Below are 17,353 nucleotides of genomic sequence, written 5' to 3'. Positions count from 1 at the left end.
GGCAAGTGAGGTCATGCACGCGGCAACGCGGCTGAATGCGCAAGCGCGTCTGAAGTGGATTCCCACGGCAATTGCGGCGCGCGTAGGGCAGCGCTGGCGATCATCAGCCGCTGCATGTCGCCGGTACCTTCCATGATGTCGAACGCCTTGGCGTCTCGGCAGCATTGTTCGAGCGATGGACAATGCGCGATACCGCCGAGTCCAACGAGTGCGAGTGCGGTTCGAGTGACATGGGCTGTCACGCGTGCGGCGTATGCCTTGGCCATCGAGGCATGCATGGCGCTCGGATGCCCCTGATCTGCGAGCCATGCTGCGTGATGACAGAGCAGGCGCGCGGTCGTGATATGCCGATCGAGATCCAAAAGATGCACGTCGACGTCGCCGGGACTGCATCGCAGGTCGGCCGGATGTGAGCCCGATTCGAAATAGGTTGTGAGTTCGTCACGTACCCGTCGACACGTGCCGACCATCACTGCGGAGAGCAGCGGCCGAAAATAGTCCCATGACCGTTGCGCGCCGGAAAACGCATCGCTCAATGGCGCTTGGTCGTCGCGCGTGAGGCAAGCATCGTCAGGCACTTCGCAATCGCTGTACGACAGCACGGCCAGTTGGCTGGCCCGCAGCCCGGCCATATGTTCGACACGCATGACCGAGAATCCCGGGGCGTTGTGCTCGACGCGAAATGCCCGGATGCCGAAGCGGCCCGCGTTGCGGTTGATCGTTGCGAACGTGATGATCGTGTTGGCGCGCGCGCCGTTCGTGATGAAACATTTGGTGCCATTGAGCACCCAGCCGTGCGCGGTTTTGCGGGCCGACGTCCGCATGGCTGTTGCGTCGGACCCGCAATCAGGCTCCGTAATCGCAAATGCACCCCAGCGTGGCGCGTCGCTGTGAAAGCTCGCGAAGAATGCGGCCTGCTGTCGTTCGTTGGCGAGTGCGATAACCGGAGGCATGGCAAGTCCTGGGCCGGGCAGAGCCAGCGCGAGCGCGGCGTCCGCGTAGCCCAGATATTCCATCAGCATCACGCGTGAGATGAGCGATTGCACCCCGGGACATCCCCCGTATTGGCCCGGCACGAGATTCAGGTTCAAAGCACGGACCGTATTGCCTTGCCAGAACGTTGCGGGAATTTGTCCGGTACGGTTCGCTTCGTCGCGATGTGCGCGTATTTGCGCGCACAGTCGATCGAGGTCCAGCCCGGCGGCTGCCAGGGCCGCCTTAAGCGTTGCGACTTCATGGCGCGGATGTGGTGTTTGCAGGGCGTCTGGCATGTCCGATCGTTCCGAATGGCGCACGCGCGCCGGCCGATGGCTTGGCATGGACGACATGCTCGCGCGGCGTCCATACCGTGTGCCATGCAGCGTAGGCATCTGTGGGAAGGTTTGCTACCTCCCAACCTAGGGAGGGTGACGTCGGGTAAGGCATGCCGCAGATTTTCGCCAGCGGCGACAGGGATGCCCGATAATGGCGCCGATATTGGATGACGCTGGCCAACCACGGACGTAACTAACATGGCAGGACGACAACGGGCGACGCGTAAAACGCAATCTATGCCGCCGGACAAACGCGGCCCACGTACGACCAAGCGAGGCGATCAGGTGGCCGAGCTGATCAAGGGCTGGATTAACGACGGGCGGGTGCGTCCGGGCAAGCGCTTGAACAAGGAAGCTGAGCTACAGCAGATGTTCAACGTGAGCCGGGGCTCGATGCGCGATGCGCTCAAGGCACTGGAAGTGCAGGGACTCGTGAGCCTCAGTACAGGCCCCGAGGGAGGCGCCACAATTACGCGTGTGCCGCTGGCGCGGGCGTTCCAAGCACTGCAGAACTATTTGTTCTTCGAGAACGTCACGCTCGAGGAGCTTTATGCGGTGCGACGCACGCTCGAGCCGATTGTCGCTGGTGGCGCAGTAGCGCACTTGACAGATGCAGATTTCGGAGCACTCGAGCGCAGCATTTCAGTGTGCGAGCCGTTTGTGGCCGGCCACGAGCAGGCGCTCGATCAGCGCTGCGAGGATATTCATTTTCACGACGTGCTGGCCGCGGCTCATCCGAACGCATTTTTGCGGTGCCTTTGCCGGATCATCAATCAGATGCTGCACTCGCTGGTGATCGTGGCGGGCAACGTCACGCAGCGTGACTATCAGGCGTTCGGCCGTACGACGCTCGCTGCGCACCGTGCAATCCTCGAGGCTGCACGGCGGCGCGACGCTCAGGCAGTGGAGCGCTTGATGGCCGCGCATATGGACGAGGCTGAGGCGCAACTGCGGAAAGTACATGCCGCGTTGAAGCAAAAGCTTGTGCTCGACTCCGAACTTGATACGCAGATGAGCCGCGACGCGTCCTGAGGTGGTATCCACGAACAGCAGGGGCCGCCATCGCATGATCTGCGCATGCCCGCCGAAGTTCACGACATGTCGGTCACAATGCGCCGGTTAATTACAATAAATGAACTAAAAGAGTGTCGAGGTGCTCATCAAGAGGGTACGTAGGCGGGGAGCTTGGAGGGAATTGCAGGGGTAAACGCTGACATTTTGTCGCTTGACCAGGTGAGATATTCGATCGTAAATTTATGATAATAAATAGACGTCAAGATCGAAGCTGCGCGCGTACCGGTCCGACCGATCTCCGTGGCGGTTCATCGCGTCAGGTCGAGGCCGGCGAGGTTCTATTCCAAGGCAGCGGCGATCGTTGGCGGACTGCTTGTGAGTGACGAATGGCCGATCGCCGCCGGCGAGAGGCTCATAGTTGTTGTTTGTGTGAGGCCGACGGGATCTGGCGAAGATCTGCTCGAGTCACTGCTGCTTTAACCAATTGCGAGAGAGGTGTCGAGGGCCGCAGCAAGCGCAAGCAGAGCGTCGATCTTGGGGACTATTTGGGCACGCTCGACCAAAGAGATCGTGTTCGGATGGACGTTAGCCCGCGTCGCGAGGCCCACTTGAGTGAGCTTCTTTGTTTGGCGACGTGTGCGAACTTCGTCTCCAAGGGCCTTGATAAAGTGCGCAGTGGTTGTGCTATTCACCGACGGGAGTGACGGGTTATTCTTGCGCGAGTGATTCTGCCGCGGCGACTAGGGCCCGCTTCTTTTCTTTGCTCAGTCGCCCAGCAATTAAGAGAAGGTTGGCCAGCAAGTCATCCTCCTCGTACAGGAAGCTTGTCGGAATGAGAAGTGCTCGGGCAAGCCGCTGACTGGTCTGTACGGTTGGAGCATGCTTGCCCTTCTCGTACTGGTTGACGCGAGCGCTGGCGGAAAATTCATCGATGCCAGCCAGAATGCCAAGCTGTTCCTGGGTGAGGTCGGTACGCAACCGCGCCTGCTTCAGGCGTTTCGAAAACACAGAGGTGACGGTCGAGTCGCTGGACATGCATCAAGTGTCCAGGAATCGATTGCCCGGTTTGCTAAGTAAATCTTAGTCCTGGCGCTGTCGGGAATCAGGAGGCGGCGGTTCGTGACAGTCGCTCGGCGTATTCGAGAAGTGCTTCTAGGCTGTCCTGCGGTAGCGGTGCGGCCACGACGAGAAGCCGCGCAAGGAGGTCATTGCTTTCATATAGGAAGCTGGTCGGGACGTGCAGTACTCGGGCGAGACGGTGGGCCGTCTGGAGCTTGGGTGCGTGTTTGCCGGTCTCGTACTGATTCACGCGTGCGCTCGCCGAGAATTCATCAATCCCGGCTTCGATGCCGAGCTGTTCCTGGCTCAGGCCCGAGCGTAGACGTGCCTCTCTGAGGCGCTTGGGAAAGATCGAGGATGTCGATGAGGTCCGACGCATCCTAAGAGTTTCTTAATTTTTAATGGACTTTTTGCTAAGTATTTCTTAGTCTGCAGGCTAAGCGTTACTTAGTCTGGGTGGCGACATGCGTCAGCTCTGTGTCGTCTTGGTGGGCTTCGCTGTCACGTGCCTAGCGCGGGCTGGGTGGGTTGGGCGGTCATTGAATACAGGATTTGGAGTAATGGCGACGATCTTAAACATTCTTAGTTACGTTAGCGTGCTTACGCTTGTGGCATTGGGTCTTGCGATCGTGTTTGGCCTGATGGATATCGTGAACCTCGCGCATGCCGAGTGGGTGACGATGGGGGCTTACACATTGGCGGTTGCGCAGTCCGTGGGAGGTCAACACGCATTCTGGGCTGGGCTGCTCGCCGCGCCGATTGTCGGCGCGGGGCTCGGGTGGTGTCTCGAGCGCTTCGTCATCCGACTGCTCTATGACCGTCCACTGGATACGCTACTGGCGACCTACGCGGTCAGCCTGATCGTTCAGAGGGCGATCGAGTTGATCTTCGGCACTCAGCCGATGCTGGTCTATGCGCCGTTCAACGCAACCGTTGACGTACCGGGCGGCAGCTATCCTGCTTATCGGATGTTCGTGATCGGTGTGGCACTGGCTGCTACCGCTGGATGCTGGGTGCTGTTCACTCGGACGCGTTTTGGTACGAAGCTGCGTGCGGTCATTCAACATCCGGCGATGGCCGAAGCTGTCGGCATCAATACCAGAAGGCTGAATCGGGTGGCCTTTTGTGGTGGCGCCGCGCTCGCTTCGCTCGCCGGTGTTCTGGTGGCGCCCATGGTGTCGGTGGAGTCCCATCTCGGGGTGTCCTATCTTGCCAAGGCGTTCTTCGTGATCGTGCTGGGGGGGATCGGTTCGGTGGCCGGCAGCATACTCGGCAGCGCTTTTGTCGGCACGATCGAGACCTTGCTCAGCTATCGCGTCGATCCGTCACTCGCGTCGGCGATTGTCCTGATTGTATCCATTGTCCTGATTCGTTTCCGGCCACAGGGTCTGCTCCCCGGCTTTAGTGCGGCGCATCAGCTTCTCGGAAAGGGGTAAGGCAATGTTCGACCGTTATTTTTCTCGTGCGCGGACTTGGTTGTCACAGCCCGCCTTGAGCGGCAGCGATCTGTCTCCGATTATGACCGGTTTTGCGATCGTTGTGGCCGGCGCAATTCTGCCGTTTGTCGTTGGGGCGTATCAACTCGCCGTGATACGCGATGCACTCGTTCTGGCGATATTGGCGCTCAGTTATGACCTGCTGTGGGGGCGTGCCGGTGTACTGACGCTGGGTCACACGACCTTCTTCGGCATTGGAGCATACGGCTTCGCCGTGACTACGGTCCAGTTTGGGCAGACGCCGTTAGTCGGATTTCTCGCTGGCCTTGCCTGTGCTGCGGTCGCAGCGGCCGTTCTCGGTTACTTCTTGCTGTATGCAGGGGTGAGGCTGCATTTCTTTGCCATTCTCAGTATGGCGGTGTTGATTATCGCGCAGCAGCTTGCAACGAGCTGGCAGTCGGTAACAGGCGGAGACACGGGCTTGCTTGGTATTCCGGGGCTGTCCTTCCAGCTTGCGGGGCACACACTCGATTTGAGCGGCCCGGTCGCGTCCTGGTATGCCGTCGCAATAATCCTCGTTGCGCTGCTTGGCGTGGTGTGGCTGCTTTGTCGCAGCCGATACGGGAAGGTGCTCGCGGCGATCTCGACGAACGAATGGCGCGCGCTGGCGTGTGGATATCACACGTCCTGGCATCTCCTGTTGATGTTCATGGCCTCGGCGGTGTTGGCCGCGGTGGCGGGTTGCTTGATGGCAGCAACCGCCGGCGTTGTTGCGCCCGATGTGTTTTCACCGGTATTGGCCACCGAAGTCATCCTCTGGGTTGCCATAGGCGGACGTGGCTCGCTGGGCGGTCCCGTGCTCGCCGCTGTCGGCCTGACGCTACTCAAGCATGGTGCGTCCAGTCTGAGCACACAGTGGTGGCCGCTTATTCTCGGCGCAGTTTTTCTCGCGTGCGTGCTTTGCCTGCCGAACGGCGTGCGTCTGGGGGACATGCTCAAGGGACTGCGTCAATTCACTGGAATATCGCTCAAGCGCATGCCGCGCTCTGGTGCGCGGCGCGTCGAAGGAGGGTCGTGATGAACGCGCCGATCATCAAAGGTGTCGGACTGTACCGTGCATTTGGCGGCATTAACGCGATTGCGGGCGTTGACGTAGAAATTGGCGCGCGAGACCTGCTTTGCGTCATCGGCCCGAACGGCGCTGGAAAAAGCACGCTGGTCGGGCTGATGTCGGGCGCGATTGTGCCTGGGGCTGGCGAGCTGTATCTCGCAGGTGAGCGAATAACCGGCCGACCGATGTATCAATACTGCCGGCGCGGCGTCGTACGGAAATTCCAGGGAACAAATGTCTTCCAGATGATGAGCGTACGCGAGAACCTCGAAGTGGCTGCGCTCGGTGTGTCGAATCGACAGGCGTTTTCGATGCGGCACCTCGATGGCGTTCTCGAGCAAATCGGACTTGCCGCGCAAGCCGACATGCTGGCGATGCATCTGCCACACGGCGAGCGCCAGTGGTTGGAAATCGGCATGGCGATGATGTGTCGCCCCGCATTGTTGCTGCTCGACGAGCCTGCTGCGGGTTTATCCGCCACTGATGCTCAGCGGCTTGTGCATCTCATCCACCGCCTGCGTGAGCAGTGTGCGGTACTTGCCATCGAACATGACCTGCGTTTCGTGCAGTCGCTTAATTGCGAGACGTGGGTTATGCACCGCGGCCAAATCGTTCGCCAAGGGCGCTACGACGACATTGCGAAGGACGAGGAAGTCCGACGCATTTATCTGGGGCAGGGGGCAAGTCATGCTGCACATTGAAAATCTGTCGGCCGGATACGGCGACATCGCTGTCTTGCACCAGATCACGCTTGCCGTTCAGCCCAACGAAGTGGTCGGGGTGCTCGGATGCAATGGAGCGGGAAAAACGACGCTTGTGAAGGCGATTATGGGCTTTTTGCCGCACGTGAGCGGAGCGGTTCGCTTTGGCGAGCACGTCATCAACGGCATGCGCGCGCATGAAATCGCTCGGCTGGGCATCGGGCTGGTGCCGCAGGGGCGATGGATTTTTCCGAAGCTCACGGTACGCGAGAATCTGATGATGGGAACCGCGGCGGCCGGCGACGCCGAGATTCTGGATGAGGTGTTCGAGTACTTCCCGATATTGAAAACGCGGCTCTCGCAACATGGCGGGACGTTGTCGGGCGGCGAGCAACAGGTACTGGCTATCGCGCGTGCGTTGTGTGGTCGACCGAAACTGTTGTTGCTGGACGAGCCTTCTGACGGCGTGCAACCCAATCTTGTCGAGCTGATCGGCGATGTAATCCCGGTGCTGTGCCGTCGTTCGAAGCTGGCGGTGCTGCTTGTCGAACAGAATCTTGACCTCGTGTTGCGCTGCGCGCAGCGATGCATTGCGCTCAAGAACGGGCGGCTCGCCCATGCGGGAAAGATCGAACCGCACCGCGGCACGGACAGCGCGCACCCGTTGGCCCAATTCTTGTCACCTGCTGCTGAACGAACGGCTGATTCGCAAGCGGCGTTCATTGAAAGAGAACCTACATGAATCGACGTGACTTTTCGCGATCTGCCCTGTGGGGCGCGCTTGGGGCGTTCAGCGCCGCCGTTTGTCCGAACCTTGTCCGAGCAGCGGCGCCGATCAAGATCGGATTGCTTGCGCCGTTGAGCGGCCCACTTACCCGGGTCGGGGAAACCAATCGGCACTGTGCGATGCTCGCCATTGAAGAAATCAACGCTGCTGGCGGACTGCTTGGGCGGCCGCTCGAGCTGGCCGTCGAAGATACGCAGATGTCGACGGCAGTGACGCTCGAGAAAGCCAGGCAGCTATTGATGCGTGACGAAGTGGCGATGCTCACAGGCATGGTGCTGCCGTCCGAGCGCGAGGCGGCGCTGCAGGCCGCTAAGACGGCCGCGCGTCTTGTCGTCTATCCGAATTTCGACGAGGGTCGCTGTGATCCGCTGTTGTTAAGTACCGGTCTGAGTGTTGCTCAGCGGGTCGAACCGCTCATTACGTGGCTCATGCGTGGTGGTGGAAAGAGTGTCAGCGCGGTCGTCTCGGACGTCGGCAGCAACCGCAAGGTGCTGGTGCCCGCGCTGGAGGCGGCCGTATCTCGCCACGGTGGCCGCTTGTTGAACGTGTACTGGTTGCCGTTCGGCACGCGCGATTATGGTGCCGTGCTTCAACGAATTGCAGCACAGCAGCCGCAACTGGTATGGCACAGCATCGGCGATGATCCGGTCACGTTTGTCAAACAGTATCGGTCGTTTGCGATGAGGCCGCAGTTGGTCACGGACATCGCGCACGAATCGCTATCGATTGCAACTGCGGGCGCATCAACGGGCGCCATCGGTGTGTCATCGTACTTTATGAGCATCGATAGCGCTGAAAATCATCGCTTTCTTGCGCGCTACACCGCGCGCGTGGCCAACACCCGTGCGCCGCGGTTAGGCCCCTATGCGGTGATGCTGCCTCACGGGGAATGCACGTACGCAGGTATTCGACTCTTTGCGCAGGCCGCGCAAGACGCTGGCAGCGTCGAAGTCATGCATGTCAAGGCGGCATTGTCGGGCATTTCGCTGAATTTGCCGCGCGGTAAGACGGGCGTGAGCCGAGTGGGCGATCACGTCACATGCATGACGCGCATCGCTCAGGCGCAGGCGGATAACGGCTTTGCGCTTTTGGATTCGGTCGGACCGATTTTACCGACCTGTCAGGGATAAAGCGGCCACGACATCCCGTCATTACTTTGTCTATATCACTAAGGAGTGCGATATGAATGATATATCCATGATGAGTGCAGAGACGTTGCTTGTCGAGTATCGACGTCATGCACTGTCGCCACGTGAGTGTATGGAGGCAGTGCTGGAGCGCATCCAGCGGTTTGATCCGCTCGTGAATTGCATGTGCAGCTTCCATGCAGATATGGCGCTGCAGGCAGCGCGCGAATCGGAGCAGCGCTGGATGCGCGGCGAGCCGCTCGGGCTACTCGATGGCGTGCCGGTATCGGTCAAGGATCTCATCGATGTACAAGGATTTCCGACGCGGTATGGCTCATTGACGAGCCCGGACACACTGCAACGTAGCGATGCGCCTGCGGTTTCGCGCTTGCGCCGTGCCGGGGCATTGTTGTTCGGAAAAACGACGACATCGGAATACGGCAACAAGATTGTGACGGACTCCCCGCTCACCGGCATTACCCGCAATCCTTGGGATCGGCGCGTGACGCCGGGTGGCAGCAGCGGCGGCTCGTCAGTTGCGGTCGCACTTGGCATGGGTCCTTTGTCGCTGGCCACCGACGGCGGCGGGTCGATTCGTGTGCCGGCGTGCTGGAGCGGCGTCGTAGGCTTTAAGCCCACGTTCGATCTCGTGCCGACCGGCGTAGCCGGCTCCTGGACGCGACTGTCCACGCTCGGGCCAATTGCGCGCAATGTGCGTGACGCCGCGTTGATGCTTAGCGTTGCATCGGGAGTGCACGAGCCTTTGCGGTCAGAGTCAGTTCGCCCGGTGGACTATCGCATTGGACTGGAGGATGGCGTCGCCGGGCTGCGCGTGGCGTATTGCCCTGGCATTGCGGGCGTGACGGTCGACCCCATGGTCGCTGCAAGTGTCGCGCAGGCCGCGGACGTGCTCAAGGCCTTGGGTGCGCACGTCGAGCAAGTCGATGTGAAGCCGCTGGCCAATTATCTGGACAGTCGCATGCACGCGATTCAGTGGTCGGTGTTCTTTGCGCAACGTGCATGCGCGATGAGCGAGGCGCAACGTGCACAGCTCGACTCGGACGTACAGGTTCTTGTGCAGTCCGGTCTGCAAGTCACCGCGCCAGAACTTGCCGGTGCGTTGCGTGCACGTCATCTGCTGGGTGTCGAGATGGCCGCGTTCTTCGAGCGCTACGACTTGCTCGTGACACCGGTGTTTCATTGCGGCCCATTGCCGGTGCCCGGGTTGCCGAAGACACTGCTCACGGCACCTCAGCAGACATCGTGGTGCAACCAGACCGGGCTGCCTGCCGCGAGCGTACCGTGCGGCCTGCCCGGTGGTTTGCCCACGGGGGTGCAGATCGTTGGGCGCCTGCACGCGGATGCACTCGTGCTGCGCGCCGCACGCGCCTACGAGTCGGCGCGCGGCGCGTTTCCCACGGCGCCCCTGTTTCAGGGTGAGCACGCGGCGGTAGCCACGGAGGTAACCTCGTGAGCGTTCAAATCGCAAAGATCGTGGTGCATCTGGTTGAGCGGCGTGCCGAGCTGGGCACCGCAATCTATCCAGCGCACCGCCAGGCCATTGCAGCTGCGGTCCTGTCACGGCAGAACTGGCGAATAGATGATCCTCTTGAGCCTCTGTACGAGCTCGGTGCGGAGCTGGGGACGTCGCTGACCGAGCACGCCCGATGTGCACTGGGCGTGCAACGCGGGGCCATTCAAGTGTACGGCAAGGCCGCCTTGGTGGGCACGGCGGTGCCGCTCGAGTGTGCGGCCGCGCTGTTACATCCACGAATGGGCAAGGCGATACGCGCCTGTCTACCGGGGACCACCTCGCTCATTCCGTCAGTCACGAAGCGCGGCGCCGCAGGTGCGTGTCTGGACATTCCGTTGCATGGCGCGGTTGACATGTGGAACTTCGATCACTTCGATACCGCGTCGCTGATTGTGCCGGATTCTCCTGCGCCGGATGAACTCGTGGTGGCCGTCGCATTGGCCGAGCACGGTCGGCCGCTCGCGCGCGTCGTGTCCGCGTAGACGCGTCGCCCCGGTTGCGCGCGATCGATTCGAACAACGAGGAGGAGAACCTATGCGGAAGATAGTTTGGGGCTTGGCGCGCGCTTGCGCTGTTTCGGTTGGGATGTGGGGCATCCCGGGCGTCGTCCACGCCCAGTCTTCGGTATCGCTTTACGGTTTGATCGACGCCTTTGTTGGCGAAACGCATGCGCCAGGCGCCGCTGGCAGTGCCTGGCAGGTTGGCTCAGGCGGGATGACGACGTCATATTGGGGCGTGTCTGGATCGGAGGATCTTGGTCACGGCATGAAGGCGGTATTCACGCTGGAGAGTTTTTTCCGTGTCAACGCTGGTCAGCTCGGTTCATTCAATGGTCAGTCATTCTTCGGTCGCAATGCCTTTGTCGGACTGAGCGGAGGCTTTGGGGAAGTGACGGTCGGGCGCAATACGGCACCCCTGTTCGTCTCCACGTTACTCTTCAATCCGTTCGGTAACTCGTTCGCGTTCTCGCCGATGATCTCCCACGGATACCTGGGCTCCGCCATGGGGGCGGCTTCCGTGCAAAGCGATACGGCGATCGACAGTTCGGTGTTGTATCAGACACCGGAGGTCGGCGGGCTCTCTGCAAGCCTGCTCTATAGCAATGCGGGTGTGGCTGGCCATGCTGGACAGGCGAACTATAGTGCCAACGTCCTTTACTTCGCCGGCTCGTTTTCGGCAACGGCTGCGGTGCAAAGCTTGCACACAGCTTCGCTTTTTCTTAACGGTGCGACGGCACAAACGGCATGGCTTGTCGGCGGTGCCTATCGGATCGACGCGACGAAGCTCATGTTCCAGTACGAGCGGGTGAGCAACAATAGCAACGTGACCGACGACACCGTGCAGGTGGGAGCAAGCGCGCGATTCGGTATGGGCAGTATGCTGCTGTCGTGGGCGGGCACCCGTCGGCGTCCTGTCACCGGTTTCGACATCCGGTGGTCGACGTTCGCGCTGGGCTACGACTATCCACTGTCGAAGCGCACAGACATCTACGCGGCGTGGCGCTATGACACGATTACGCATGCCTCATCAGGAAATGGCGTCGGAGCCGGGGTGCGGGTGCGGTTTTGATTTGCTATGCAAGCACGTCTAGTCGAAACGGATGTCGGTGCCTATAGCTGGTTTGGTGATCCCATTCAGCTGGTGCCGGCGCTCGTCGGCACTATCACGCTCAGTCTGGGCAGGTCCGCAAAATCCGGCACGTTCAGCGTCATCAGTGCGTAGCCGTGCTCAATCGCTTGCGAGGCAATCCACAGGTCGTTGCAGTGGGGCCGCGGCGAGCGGCCGGTTTGCTCGACGGCGGCGGCCAGCACGCCGAACGCGGCCGCGGTGTGGCGCGTGATGTCCAGCGCAGGCCGGCGCTCGAGGCGCAGGTGCGCGGCGCGCGCTATGCCGCATTCGCGCAGGACTGCACGCCGAACGCCAGTTCGCCGAGCAAGATCGTCGAGATAAACACCGGCGTATCTCCGGCTGCATCGATCACCGCGCACGGCGCGACCATTCCGCCGGCGAGCCCGACCCCACGCAGCTGTCGATGATCACGCCCACGGGTCACGCACTCCGTCTTCGAAGCCGGTGCGGCTCTCGTGTAGCCAACGGGCCGCGGCCTCGGCAACGATCATCGGCAGACCGGCGAGCGCCTGGGCGGCGTTCATCGCGGGTTCGGCGGGCATCAGGCGCGCGATCACGGTCTGGTTGCGTTCGACCACGATGGTCTCGCCTTAGCGGGCAACTCGGTCGAGAATCTGGCGGGTGTGGCGCGCCAGATCGGTGGCGGTGATGGTGGACATGACAGCCTCCTGATACAGTGAATTCGTATTATGCGTATTTTCACGGCTCGAAGGCACGGTGAGTTGCGGCCCTCAGCACGTGCCTGATTTTCAGCCCGACGGTCTCTCTAGCCGGCGGAAGCTTCGTGTTCACGAACGGGCGCCGTCGGTTCGTGTATTCGCGCGATCACGGAGCGCGCGTTACCGGTCAAGGGTGGGTCGACGCGTATTACCCCGGCTTCGGAATGCTCGAGCGTATCGGGCATTTGGATCTGGGGGGCATCCGACATACCAAGTATTCATTTCATGGCGACATGAAAGTCGATTTCAGCCGGACATTGCGGCTTTAATGGCGGCGATGCTGCTGTTCTTAACTGAACAATTTTGCCGTAGGTTTAGTGCCGCGCAATCGCGTTAAGAAGAAGGCATTCGAGAGACGGCGTCTAGCGAAATGAAGGGGAACATATTAAGGGCTATGTTACCCTTTATTTCGGGACCCCTGCATTCATGTCGCTGAATCCATCGCTCACACAACTGAAGTTGAGTCTAGGCCCGGCTGCCGGTGGCGGGCAGACGGGAGGCAGGAGACGCGGCACGAACCGATGCCGTGGTCCGCGCAGGTCGGCCGGGCAGATTCGGCTGGAGAAACAGTCAGGTTGTGTGACACCGGAAGCCGGACCATGTAGTCTGCGCGAGTGATGACACCCGCACCGGCCCGCTAGTTGTGTGAGCGCTGGCCGGGCGAAAAACGTTCGCGATTGCTCTTGGCGAGCGTGGCTGCGACAGGTGTAAGCCGGAGTTTATTGGTGGGCTGCCCGCCGCAGGCAGTGGTGGGGACGGATGCCAGTGAGTTGGAGGGTATTGCTGCACTGATCGCCAGCGATTTGCGTGTGTGCAGCGGGATGAGGTAGGGTGCAGCTTTGACTTTGTTGCCGAGGCTGTTCATGAACAAGCAGGAACTCATTGACGCGGTCGCAGCGGGCGCGGGCGTCAGCAAAACCGACGCGAGCAAAACCGTCCAGGCGGTCCTGGACGCGATCACGGACGTGGTGAGTCGCGGCGAATCGGTACAGCTGATCGGTTTCGGCGCGTTTTCGCAGGGGCAGCGAGCCGCCCGCACGGGACGTAATCCGACGACGGGCGCGGAGATTGCCATCCCGGCCGCGAATACTGTGAAGTTCACCGCTGGCAAGGCGTTCAAGGACGTGGTGAACGCACTGTGACGCAGCGTGATGTCGGGCAGGCCGCTTATGCGGGACTACACCGTGAAATTGCCGATATAGTCGCGTCGGCGCGCGAAGCGACGGCTCGCACGGTGAACGCCCTGATGACGGCGACATATTGGGAGATCGGGCGACGAATCGTTGAGTTCGAGCAGGGCGGGGAGGAACGGGCCGCTTATGGCGAGGCGGTGATCCGCCGTTTGGGCGCCGATCTGTCAGAGCGATTCGGTCGCGGCTTCGGATGGCGCAATCTCGCACAGATGCGCGCCTTTTACTTGACGTGGCCTGCGGATCGGATTGTGCAGACACTGTCTGCACAATCCACGCCCGCCCGGATTGTCCCGACAGCGTCTGCAAAATCAACCAAGGCGGCGGTGAAGGCGCCGCCGGGCGTGGCGTTTGAGCTAAATTCTATCGCTCAGGCTTTTCCGTTGCCCTGGTCCGCCTACGTTCGCCTCCTCGCGGTGAAAACGCAAGCTGCTCGCGACTTTTACGAGGCTGAAGCGTTGCGTGAGGGCTGGTCTGTGCGACAGCTTGACCGTCAGATCAGCAGTCAGCTCTATGAGCGGCTGGTGCTGTCACGCAACAAGGCGTCCTTGCTCGGAAAGGTGGCTGTAGCGCAACCCGGCGATCTTCTATCGCCTGAGGAAGCGATCCGCGATCCGTTCGTCCTCGAATTTCTTGACATGAAGGACGAATATTCGGAGTCGGATCTCGAAGCGGCCTTGATCCAGCACTTGGCGGATTTCCTCCTCGAGCTCGGCGATGACTTTGCGTTCATAGGTCGGCAACGGCGTCTACGGATCGATGACACCTGGTTTCGAGTCGATCTCGTGTTTTTTCACCGGCGCTTGCGATGCCTGCTCATTATCGATTTGAAGGTCGGGCGCTTCAGCTATGCGGACGCGGGGCAGATGCATCTCTACCTCAACTACGCGCGTGAACATTGGATGAAGCCCGGCGAAAACCCCCCGGTTGGCTTGATTCTGTGTGCTGAAAAAGGCGCGGCCGAGGCGCATTATGCACTCGACAACTTACCGAACAAGATACTCGCAGCGGAGTATCAGACGGTCCTCCCGGATGAGGCCACATTCGCGCGAGAATTGGAACGTACCAGGATCGAACTAGAGCGCCGGGGCCGCAAGGCGTGACTTCCCGTCCGAGGTTCCGAAGTGCTTAAACACGCGCGGATCGGCGAATACGATGAAGCGGTCGCCCGATAAAATTTGATGTTGCTGGCACGGCAATCAAGCTATGCGAAAACACTCTACCGTGCGCCGACGGCCACTGACGAAGGCGCAACTACTACCTCTTCCGGTTGACCAAGTCCGTCGTCTTTCTCTCAAGCACCACCTCGCACTTGCGCTGCTTTGCGGCGGCAGTGGTGATATCGAGTCGATCGCCACGCTGTCCAATATACTCGCGCTCGCGCTCTATTTGCGTTCCGACGGCGAAGCGGAACTGTATCGCTCCGCGGATTTCGCACTCAACCAATGCATTGCGCGGGCAGAGCGGGGTGGCAAGTGGACTTTTACAGACGCGGAACGGACTGCACTCGAAGCGTTGCTTCGTGTTCATGATAAGCAACTTGCTGCGGTGCCGGTCCATCGCTATCTTGAAGCACTGGAGCAGGTGCAGCATGTTGGCACGCCTTCCTTTAACTTGCCGATCGAATCGGACTGATGCTGAACGTTTTCTGCCTGTCGTGGCGAATACGCCGGCGGTTGATATGCACGGGTAAATCTGTGAGTTGGCGCAGCCAATGCGTGATCCGTGTGTGGACCTCGTAGTCGACAGTTTCTACGTAGAAACTCTAGCAAGTGAGTCAGGGCGTGTGTAGTTGTGTCGTCAAAGGGCACCGCGATACTCTTTGTCTAAGTGGTTCTATTCCGTGGCGGGATCTAGTGGAATAAAAGGGCATTAGGATGACGGTACCCTGACCCACGAACAAAGGACTCACCGATGAGCACCTCATCCAGTCTCGATCCGAATCTCCGCGATGCCCAATGTGTCGGGGAAGCGACTGACCTCGTGAGCTTTCTACAACACGTCGACAAGTGGCTTGCCAGCGTCGACGTGATCAGCCTCGATTTCCCACTGTTTCGCGGCCAGGAGGTGGAGTCGTGGCGGCTTGTGCCCGCAATTGGACGCGCACCATACCAACTGCGGTTGCGGCCCAACACCGAGCAACGCATGCTCGACGAGTTCAAGCAGCGTGCCCTGCCTCACGTCGAATCGACCGTGGACTTGACGAACGCCGACTGGCTTGCGATCGCGCAACACCACGCGATGCCCACCCGCTTGCTGGATTGGTCGGGGAGTGCGTTGTCGGCCCTCTGGTTCGCAGTAAAAAAACCGGCCGTCGAGCAACCGTGCGAGTACCGTTCGTGTGAAAGCGAGGAGGGCCGTGGCGTGTGGCCGGGCGCCGTGTGGATGTTGCCCGTCGTGCACGACGACCTGATCTCGCCCGAGGAGAGCAAAGATCCGCTCCGACTCGGCCGAACGCGGTTGCTGAAGCCGCGCCATGTCTCTCGCCGTATCGCTGCCCAGGACGGCTGGTTCACGGTGCATCGCGGGAAGCAAAGTGGCCTCGACACGAGATACTTCGCGCTCGACACCAACCCCGGGTTTCGTGACCGACTGCGATACATCCGCATTCCAGGCGAGGCATTTGGCACTATCCGCGGGCAGCTTCAGCGGGCCGGCATCAATCGCGGCGTGTTGTTCCCGGACCTCGACGGGGTCGCCGGCCGCATCACGGATGACATCCTGTATCCCGCCGATCAACCATCGCCCGGCGCTAGCAATTTCTGAGGAGTCACGATCCCGTGGCCAATCGCCCCCAGCAGCTCGACCTACCAGTGCCGCGCACCTACACGCGTACCGAGTTCACCGTGCTGCGCGCGCGTGAAAAGTCTGCCGATCGCCGCGATCGCGCGGCTCTACTTCGACCTGGACGAGCACGAACCGCTCGAGGTCGAGCGCCTGTTGCGCACCATGCGTGACGACCTGGTGTCGATCGCGCTGCGCGAGGGCTCGCCGGTGCTCGTCGAACAGCAACGGATGTGCCAGGAGGCGGCGAAGTATCACGCGTGACTGGCAGCGCGACGCGGCGAGTAGCGGCAAAGCAATGCGGGCAGAGATCAAAACATGAAAACGAATACGAATACGAAAAAACAGACACGTCGACCGGGAAAGTCTTCACAACGCAAGTCCTCTACCGAAGGAATGGCCAAATCGGCCGCGAGTTCAGCGTCGACTGGAGGGCAGGGAGTCACATTCGAAAATCGTGCCCAGGCTGTCAAGCTGATCCACATGTGTTTAGGTGCGCCTTCCCCGGGAATTGCTGAAGGGTGGGTCATCGCAGAACTGCGCTTCCAGGCACGCGCGCATGGACCGCAAACGGACGATCTGGTTTGCACAGTCGAGAACTCGGCGGGTCACCGGCATCGCGTGTTCTTCCAAATGAAATCAGGACTGACCGCAAGACGGTCGACCAAAGCTTTCCAAGATGCAGTCGGGGGGGCTTGGCTTGACTATCAGCAACCGGAGCTGTTCTCAAGAGGCAAGGATCGCATCGTTATCGTTCATGATGCCGACGGGCGTCATCACATGAGCGGTGCGACCGCAGTTGCGAAGGCGGCAAGCCTGTCGCTGTCGAGTCGAGAGTGGCTCGAAAAAATCGATGCGGTCGGGGTTAGCAATGCACTGAAGCGAAACGCCGTCTCTGCATTCAAAACCGTTGTCGCGAGTTTTGCGCGAAGACCGATTGACGACGAGT

Annotated in this window: 20 protein-coding genes and 1 pseudogene; 15 read left to right on the top strand and 6 right to left on the bottom strand. The window is 60.5% G+C overall.

What is annotated here, in order from left to right; genetic code table 11:
* Positions 1–11: 11 nt before the first annotated feature.
* Positions 12–1,271 (bottom strand): acyl-CoA dehydrogenase family protein, encoded by a 1,260-nt coding sequence (locus AP428_RS26045; protein ID WP_054928410.1) that lies wholly within the window; start codon positions 1,269–1,271, stop codon positions 12–14.
* A 240-nt stretch (positions 1,272–1,511) separates the two neighbouring features.
* Between AP428_RS26045 and AP428_RS26040 the strand changes: the two genes are divergently transcribed.
* Positions 1,512–2,345, top strand: a complete 834-nt coding sequence (locus AP428_RS26040; protein WP_054928409.1) for a FadR/GntR family transcriptional regulator — start codon at positions 1,512–1,514, stop codon at positions 2,343–2,345.
* A gap of 458 nt (positions 2,346–2,803) precedes the next feature.
* Here AP428_RS26040 and AP428_RS37530 read toward each other — a convergent pair whose 3' ends face one another.
* From AP428_RS37530 to AP428_RS35930, 3 genes are all read right to left on the bottom strand, one after another.
* A complete protein-coding gene (locus AP428_RS37530) occupies positions 2,804–2,935 on the bottom strand; it encodes a helix-turn-helix domain-containing protein (protein ID WP_231691709.1) in 132 nt (43 codons plus the stop codon).
* A 100-nt stretch (positions 2,936–3,035) separates the two neighbouring features.
* Positions 3,036–3,362, bottom strand: a complete 327-nt coding sequence (locus AP428_RS26035; protein WP_012338904.1) for a helix-turn-helix transcriptional regulator — start codon at positions 3,360–3,362, stop codon at positions 3,036–3,038.
* A 67-nt stretch (positions 3,363–3,429) separates the two neighbouring features.
* The gene (locus AP428_RS35930; RefSeq protein ID WP_027811697.1) at positions 3,430–3,765 is read right to left on the bottom strand and encodes a helix-turn-helix transcriptional regulator; all 336 of its coding nucleotides are present in this window, start codon (positions 3,763–3,765) and stop codon (positions 3,430–3,432) included.
* A gap of 181 nt (positions 3,766–3,946) precedes the next feature.
* Here AP428_RS35930 and AP428_RS26030 point away from each other — a divergent pair, with 181 nt between their 5' ends.
* From AP428_RS26030 to AP428_RS25995, 8 genes are read left to right on the top strand one after another with little or no spacing between them, the layout of a single operon-like run.
* Complete coding sequence (locus tag AP428_RS26030; RefSeq protein ID WP_054928408.1) at positions 3,947–4,822, top strand: branched-chain amino acid ABC transporter permease; 876 nt, start codon at positions 3,947–3,949, stop codon at positions 4,820–4,822.
* 4 nt (positions 4,823–4,826) lie between these two features.
* On the top strand, positions 4,827–5,900 hold the full coding sequence (locus tag AP428_RS26025) for a branched-chain amino acid ABC transporter permease (protein ID WP_054928407.1): 1,074 nt from the start codon (positions 4,827–4,829) through the stop codon (positions 5,898–5,900).
* The gene (locus AP428_RS26020) at positions 5,900–6,634 is read left to right on the top strand and encodes an ABC transporter ATP-binding protein (protein ID WP_054928406.1); all 735 of its coding nucleotides are present in this window, start codon (positions 5,900–5,902) and stop codon (positions 6,632–6,634) included. The genes AP428_RS26025 and AP428_RS26020 overlap by 1 nt, the downstream gene beginning before the upstream one ends.
* Positions 6,621–7,376, top strand: a complete 756-nt coding sequence (locus AP428_RS26015; protein ID WP_054928405.1) for an ABC transporter ATP-binding protein — start codon at positions 6,621–6,623, stop codon at positions 7,374–7,376. The genes AP428_RS26020 and AP428_RS26015 overlap by 14 nt, the downstream gene beginning before the upstream one ends.
* A complete protein-coding gene (locus AP428_RS26010) occupies positions 7,373–8,551 on the top strand; it encodes an ABC transporter substrate-binding protein (protein WP_054928404.1) in 1,179 nt (392 codons plus the stop codon). Before AP428_RS26015 ends, AP428_RS26010 begins: the two co-directional genes overlap by 4 nt.
* A 52-nt stretch (positions 8,552–8,603) precedes the next feature.
* Positions 8,604–10,022: an amidase family protein gene (locus AP428_RS26005; RefSeq protein ID WP_054928403.1), complete on the top strand. Its 1,419-nt coding sequence runs from the start codon at positions 8,604–8,606 to the stop codon at positions 10,020–10,022.
* Positions 10,019–10,564, top strand: coding sequence for an amino acid synthesis family protein (locus AP428_RS26000; protein WP_054928402.1), 546 nt, complete (start codon positions 10,019–10,021; stop codon positions 10,562–10,564). The genes AP428_RS26005 and AP428_RS26000 overlap by 4 nt, the downstream gene beginning before the upstream one ends.
* Before the next feature lie 52 nt (positions 10,565–10,616).
* Positions 10,617–11,651, top strand: a complete 1,035-nt coding sequence (locus tag AP428_RS25995; RefSeq protein WP_054928401.1) for a porin — start codon at positions 10,617–10,619, stop codon at positions 11,649–11,651.
* A 65-nt stretch (positions 11,652–11,716) separates the two neighbouring features.
* Here AP428_RS25995 and AP428_RS25990 read toward each other — a convergent pair whose 3' ends face one another.
* Both AP428_RS25990 and AP428_RS25985 read right to left on the bottom strand, forming a co-directional pair.
* Positions 11,717–12,070, bottom strand: coding sequence for a hypothetical protein (locus AP428_RS25990; RefSeq protein ID WP_231691708.1), 354 nt, complete (start codon positions 12,068–12,070; stop codon positions 11,717–11,719).
* A 48-nt stretch (positions 12,071–12,118) separates the two neighbouring features.
* Positions 12,119–12,289: a hypothetical protein gene (locus AP428_RS25985; RefSeq protein ID WP_231691707.1), complete on the bottom strand. Its 171-nt coding sequence runs from the start codon at positions 12,287–12,289 to the stop codon at positions 12,119–12,121.
* 1,004 nt (positions 12,290–13,293) lie between these two features.
* Between AP428_RS25985 and AP428_RS25980 the strand changes: the two genes are divergently transcribed.
* From AP428_RS25980 to AP428_RS36900, 6 genes and pseudogenes are all read left to right on the top strand, one after another.
* Positions 13,294–13,572 carry an HU family DNA-binding protein gene (locus tag AP428_RS25980; protein WP_027791979.1) on the top strand — a complete coding sequence of 93 codons (279 nt, stop codon included), beginning with the start codon at positions 13,294–13,296 and terminating at the stop codon, positions 13,570–13,572.
* Positions 13,569–14,723, top strand: coding sequence for a YhcG family protein (locus tag AP428_RS25975; protein WP_027791978.1), 1,155 nt, complete (start codon positions 13,569–13,571; stop codon positions 14,721–14,723). The genes AP428_RS25980 and AP428_RS25975 overlap by 4 nt, the downstream gene beginning before the upstream one ends.
* A 103-nt stretch (positions 14,724–14,826) precedes the next feature.
* Complete coding sequence (locus tag AP428_RS35925; RefSeq protein WP_080982102.1) at positions 14,827–15,255, top strand: hypothetical protein; 429 nt, start codon at positions 14,827–14,829, stop codon at positions 15,253–15,255.
* 279 nt (positions 15,256–15,534) lie between these two features.
* Complete coding sequence (locus AP428_RS25965; protein WP_049098169.1) at positions 15,535–16,386, top strand: FRG domain-containing protein; 852 nt, start codon at positions 15,535–15,537, stop codon at positions 16,384–16,386.
* A 14-nt stretch (positions 16,387–16,400) separates the two neighbouring features.
* Positions 16,401–16,626 (top strand): annotated as a pseudogene (locus AP428_RS35920) (integrase); the annotation flags it as partial.
* A 96-nt stretch (positions 16,627–16,722) separates the two neighbouring features.
* The coding region (locus AP428_RS36900; protein ID WP_197285610.1) for a hypothetical protein at positions 16,723–17,353 on the top strand (631 nt) is incomplete at its 3' end.

The organism is Burkholderia sp. E168m22, assembly GCF_001319805.1.
Classification (GTDB): Bacteria; Pseudomonadota; Gammaproteobacteria; order Burkholderiales; family Burkholderiaceae; genus Burkholderia; species Burkholderia orbicola.
Note: the sequence above shows the minus strand (reverse complement) of the source record. Positions and strands in the feature narration are given on the sequence as shown.

Bases quoted from the DNA above. Each gene is read 5' to 3' on its own strand.
- AP428_RS26025 (WP_054928407.1), top strand. From the start codon at position 4,827: ATGTTCGACCGTTATTTTTCTCGTGCGCGGACTTGGTTGTCACAGCCC.
- AP428_RS35930 (WP_027811697.1), bottom strand. From the start codon at position 3,765: ATGCGTCGGACCTCATCGACATCCTCGATCTTTCCCAAGCGCCTCAGA.
- AP428_RS25980 (WP_027791979.1), top strand. From the start codon at position 13,294: ATGAACAAGCAGGAACTCATTGACGCGGTCGCAGCGGGCGCGGGCGTC.
- AP428_RS26020 (WP_054928406.1), top strand. From the start codon at position 5,900: ATGAACGCGCCGATCATCAAAGGTGTCGGACTGTACCGTGCATTTGGC.
- AP428_RS26045 (WP_054928410.1), bottom strand. From the start codon at position 1,271: ATGCCAGACGCCCTGCAAACACCACATCCGCGCCATGAAGTCGCAACG.
- AP428_RS25995 (WP_054928401.1), top strand. From the start codon at position 10,617: ATGCGGAAGATAGTTTGGGGCTTGGCGCGCGCTTGCGCTGTTTCGGTT.
- AP428_RS26040 (WP_054928409.1), top strand. From the start codon at position 1,512: ATGGCAGGACGACAACGGGCGACGCGTAAAACGCAATCTATGCCGCCG.
- AP428_RS26010 (WP_054928404.1), top strand. From the start codon at position 7,373: ATGAATCGACGTGACTTTTCGCGATCTGCCCTGTGGGGCGCGCTTGGG.
- AP428_RS26035 (WP_012338904.1), bottom strand. From the start codon at position 3,362: ATGTCCAGCGACTCGACCGTCACCTCTGTGTTTTCGAAACGCCTGAAG.
- AP428_RS26005 (WP_054928403.1), top strand. From the start codon at position 8,604: ATGAATGATATATCCATGATGAGTGCAGAGACGTTGCTTGTCGAGTAT.
- AP428_RS26015 (WP_054928405.1), top strand. From the start codon at position 6,621: ATGCTGCACATTGAAAATCTGTCGGCCGGATACGGCGACATCGCTGTC.
- AP428_RS35925 (WP_080982102.1), top strand. From the start codon at position 14,827: ATGCGAAAACACTCTACCGTGCGCCGACGGCCACTGACGAAGGCGCAA.
- AP428_RS25965 (WP_049098169.1), top strand. From the start codon at position 15,535: ATGAGCACCTCATCCAGTCTCGATCCGAATCTCCGCGATGCCCAATGT.
- AP428_RS26030 (WP_054928408.1), top strand. From the start codon at position 3,947: ATGGCGACGATCTTAAACATTCTTAGTTACGTTAGCGTGCTTACGCTT.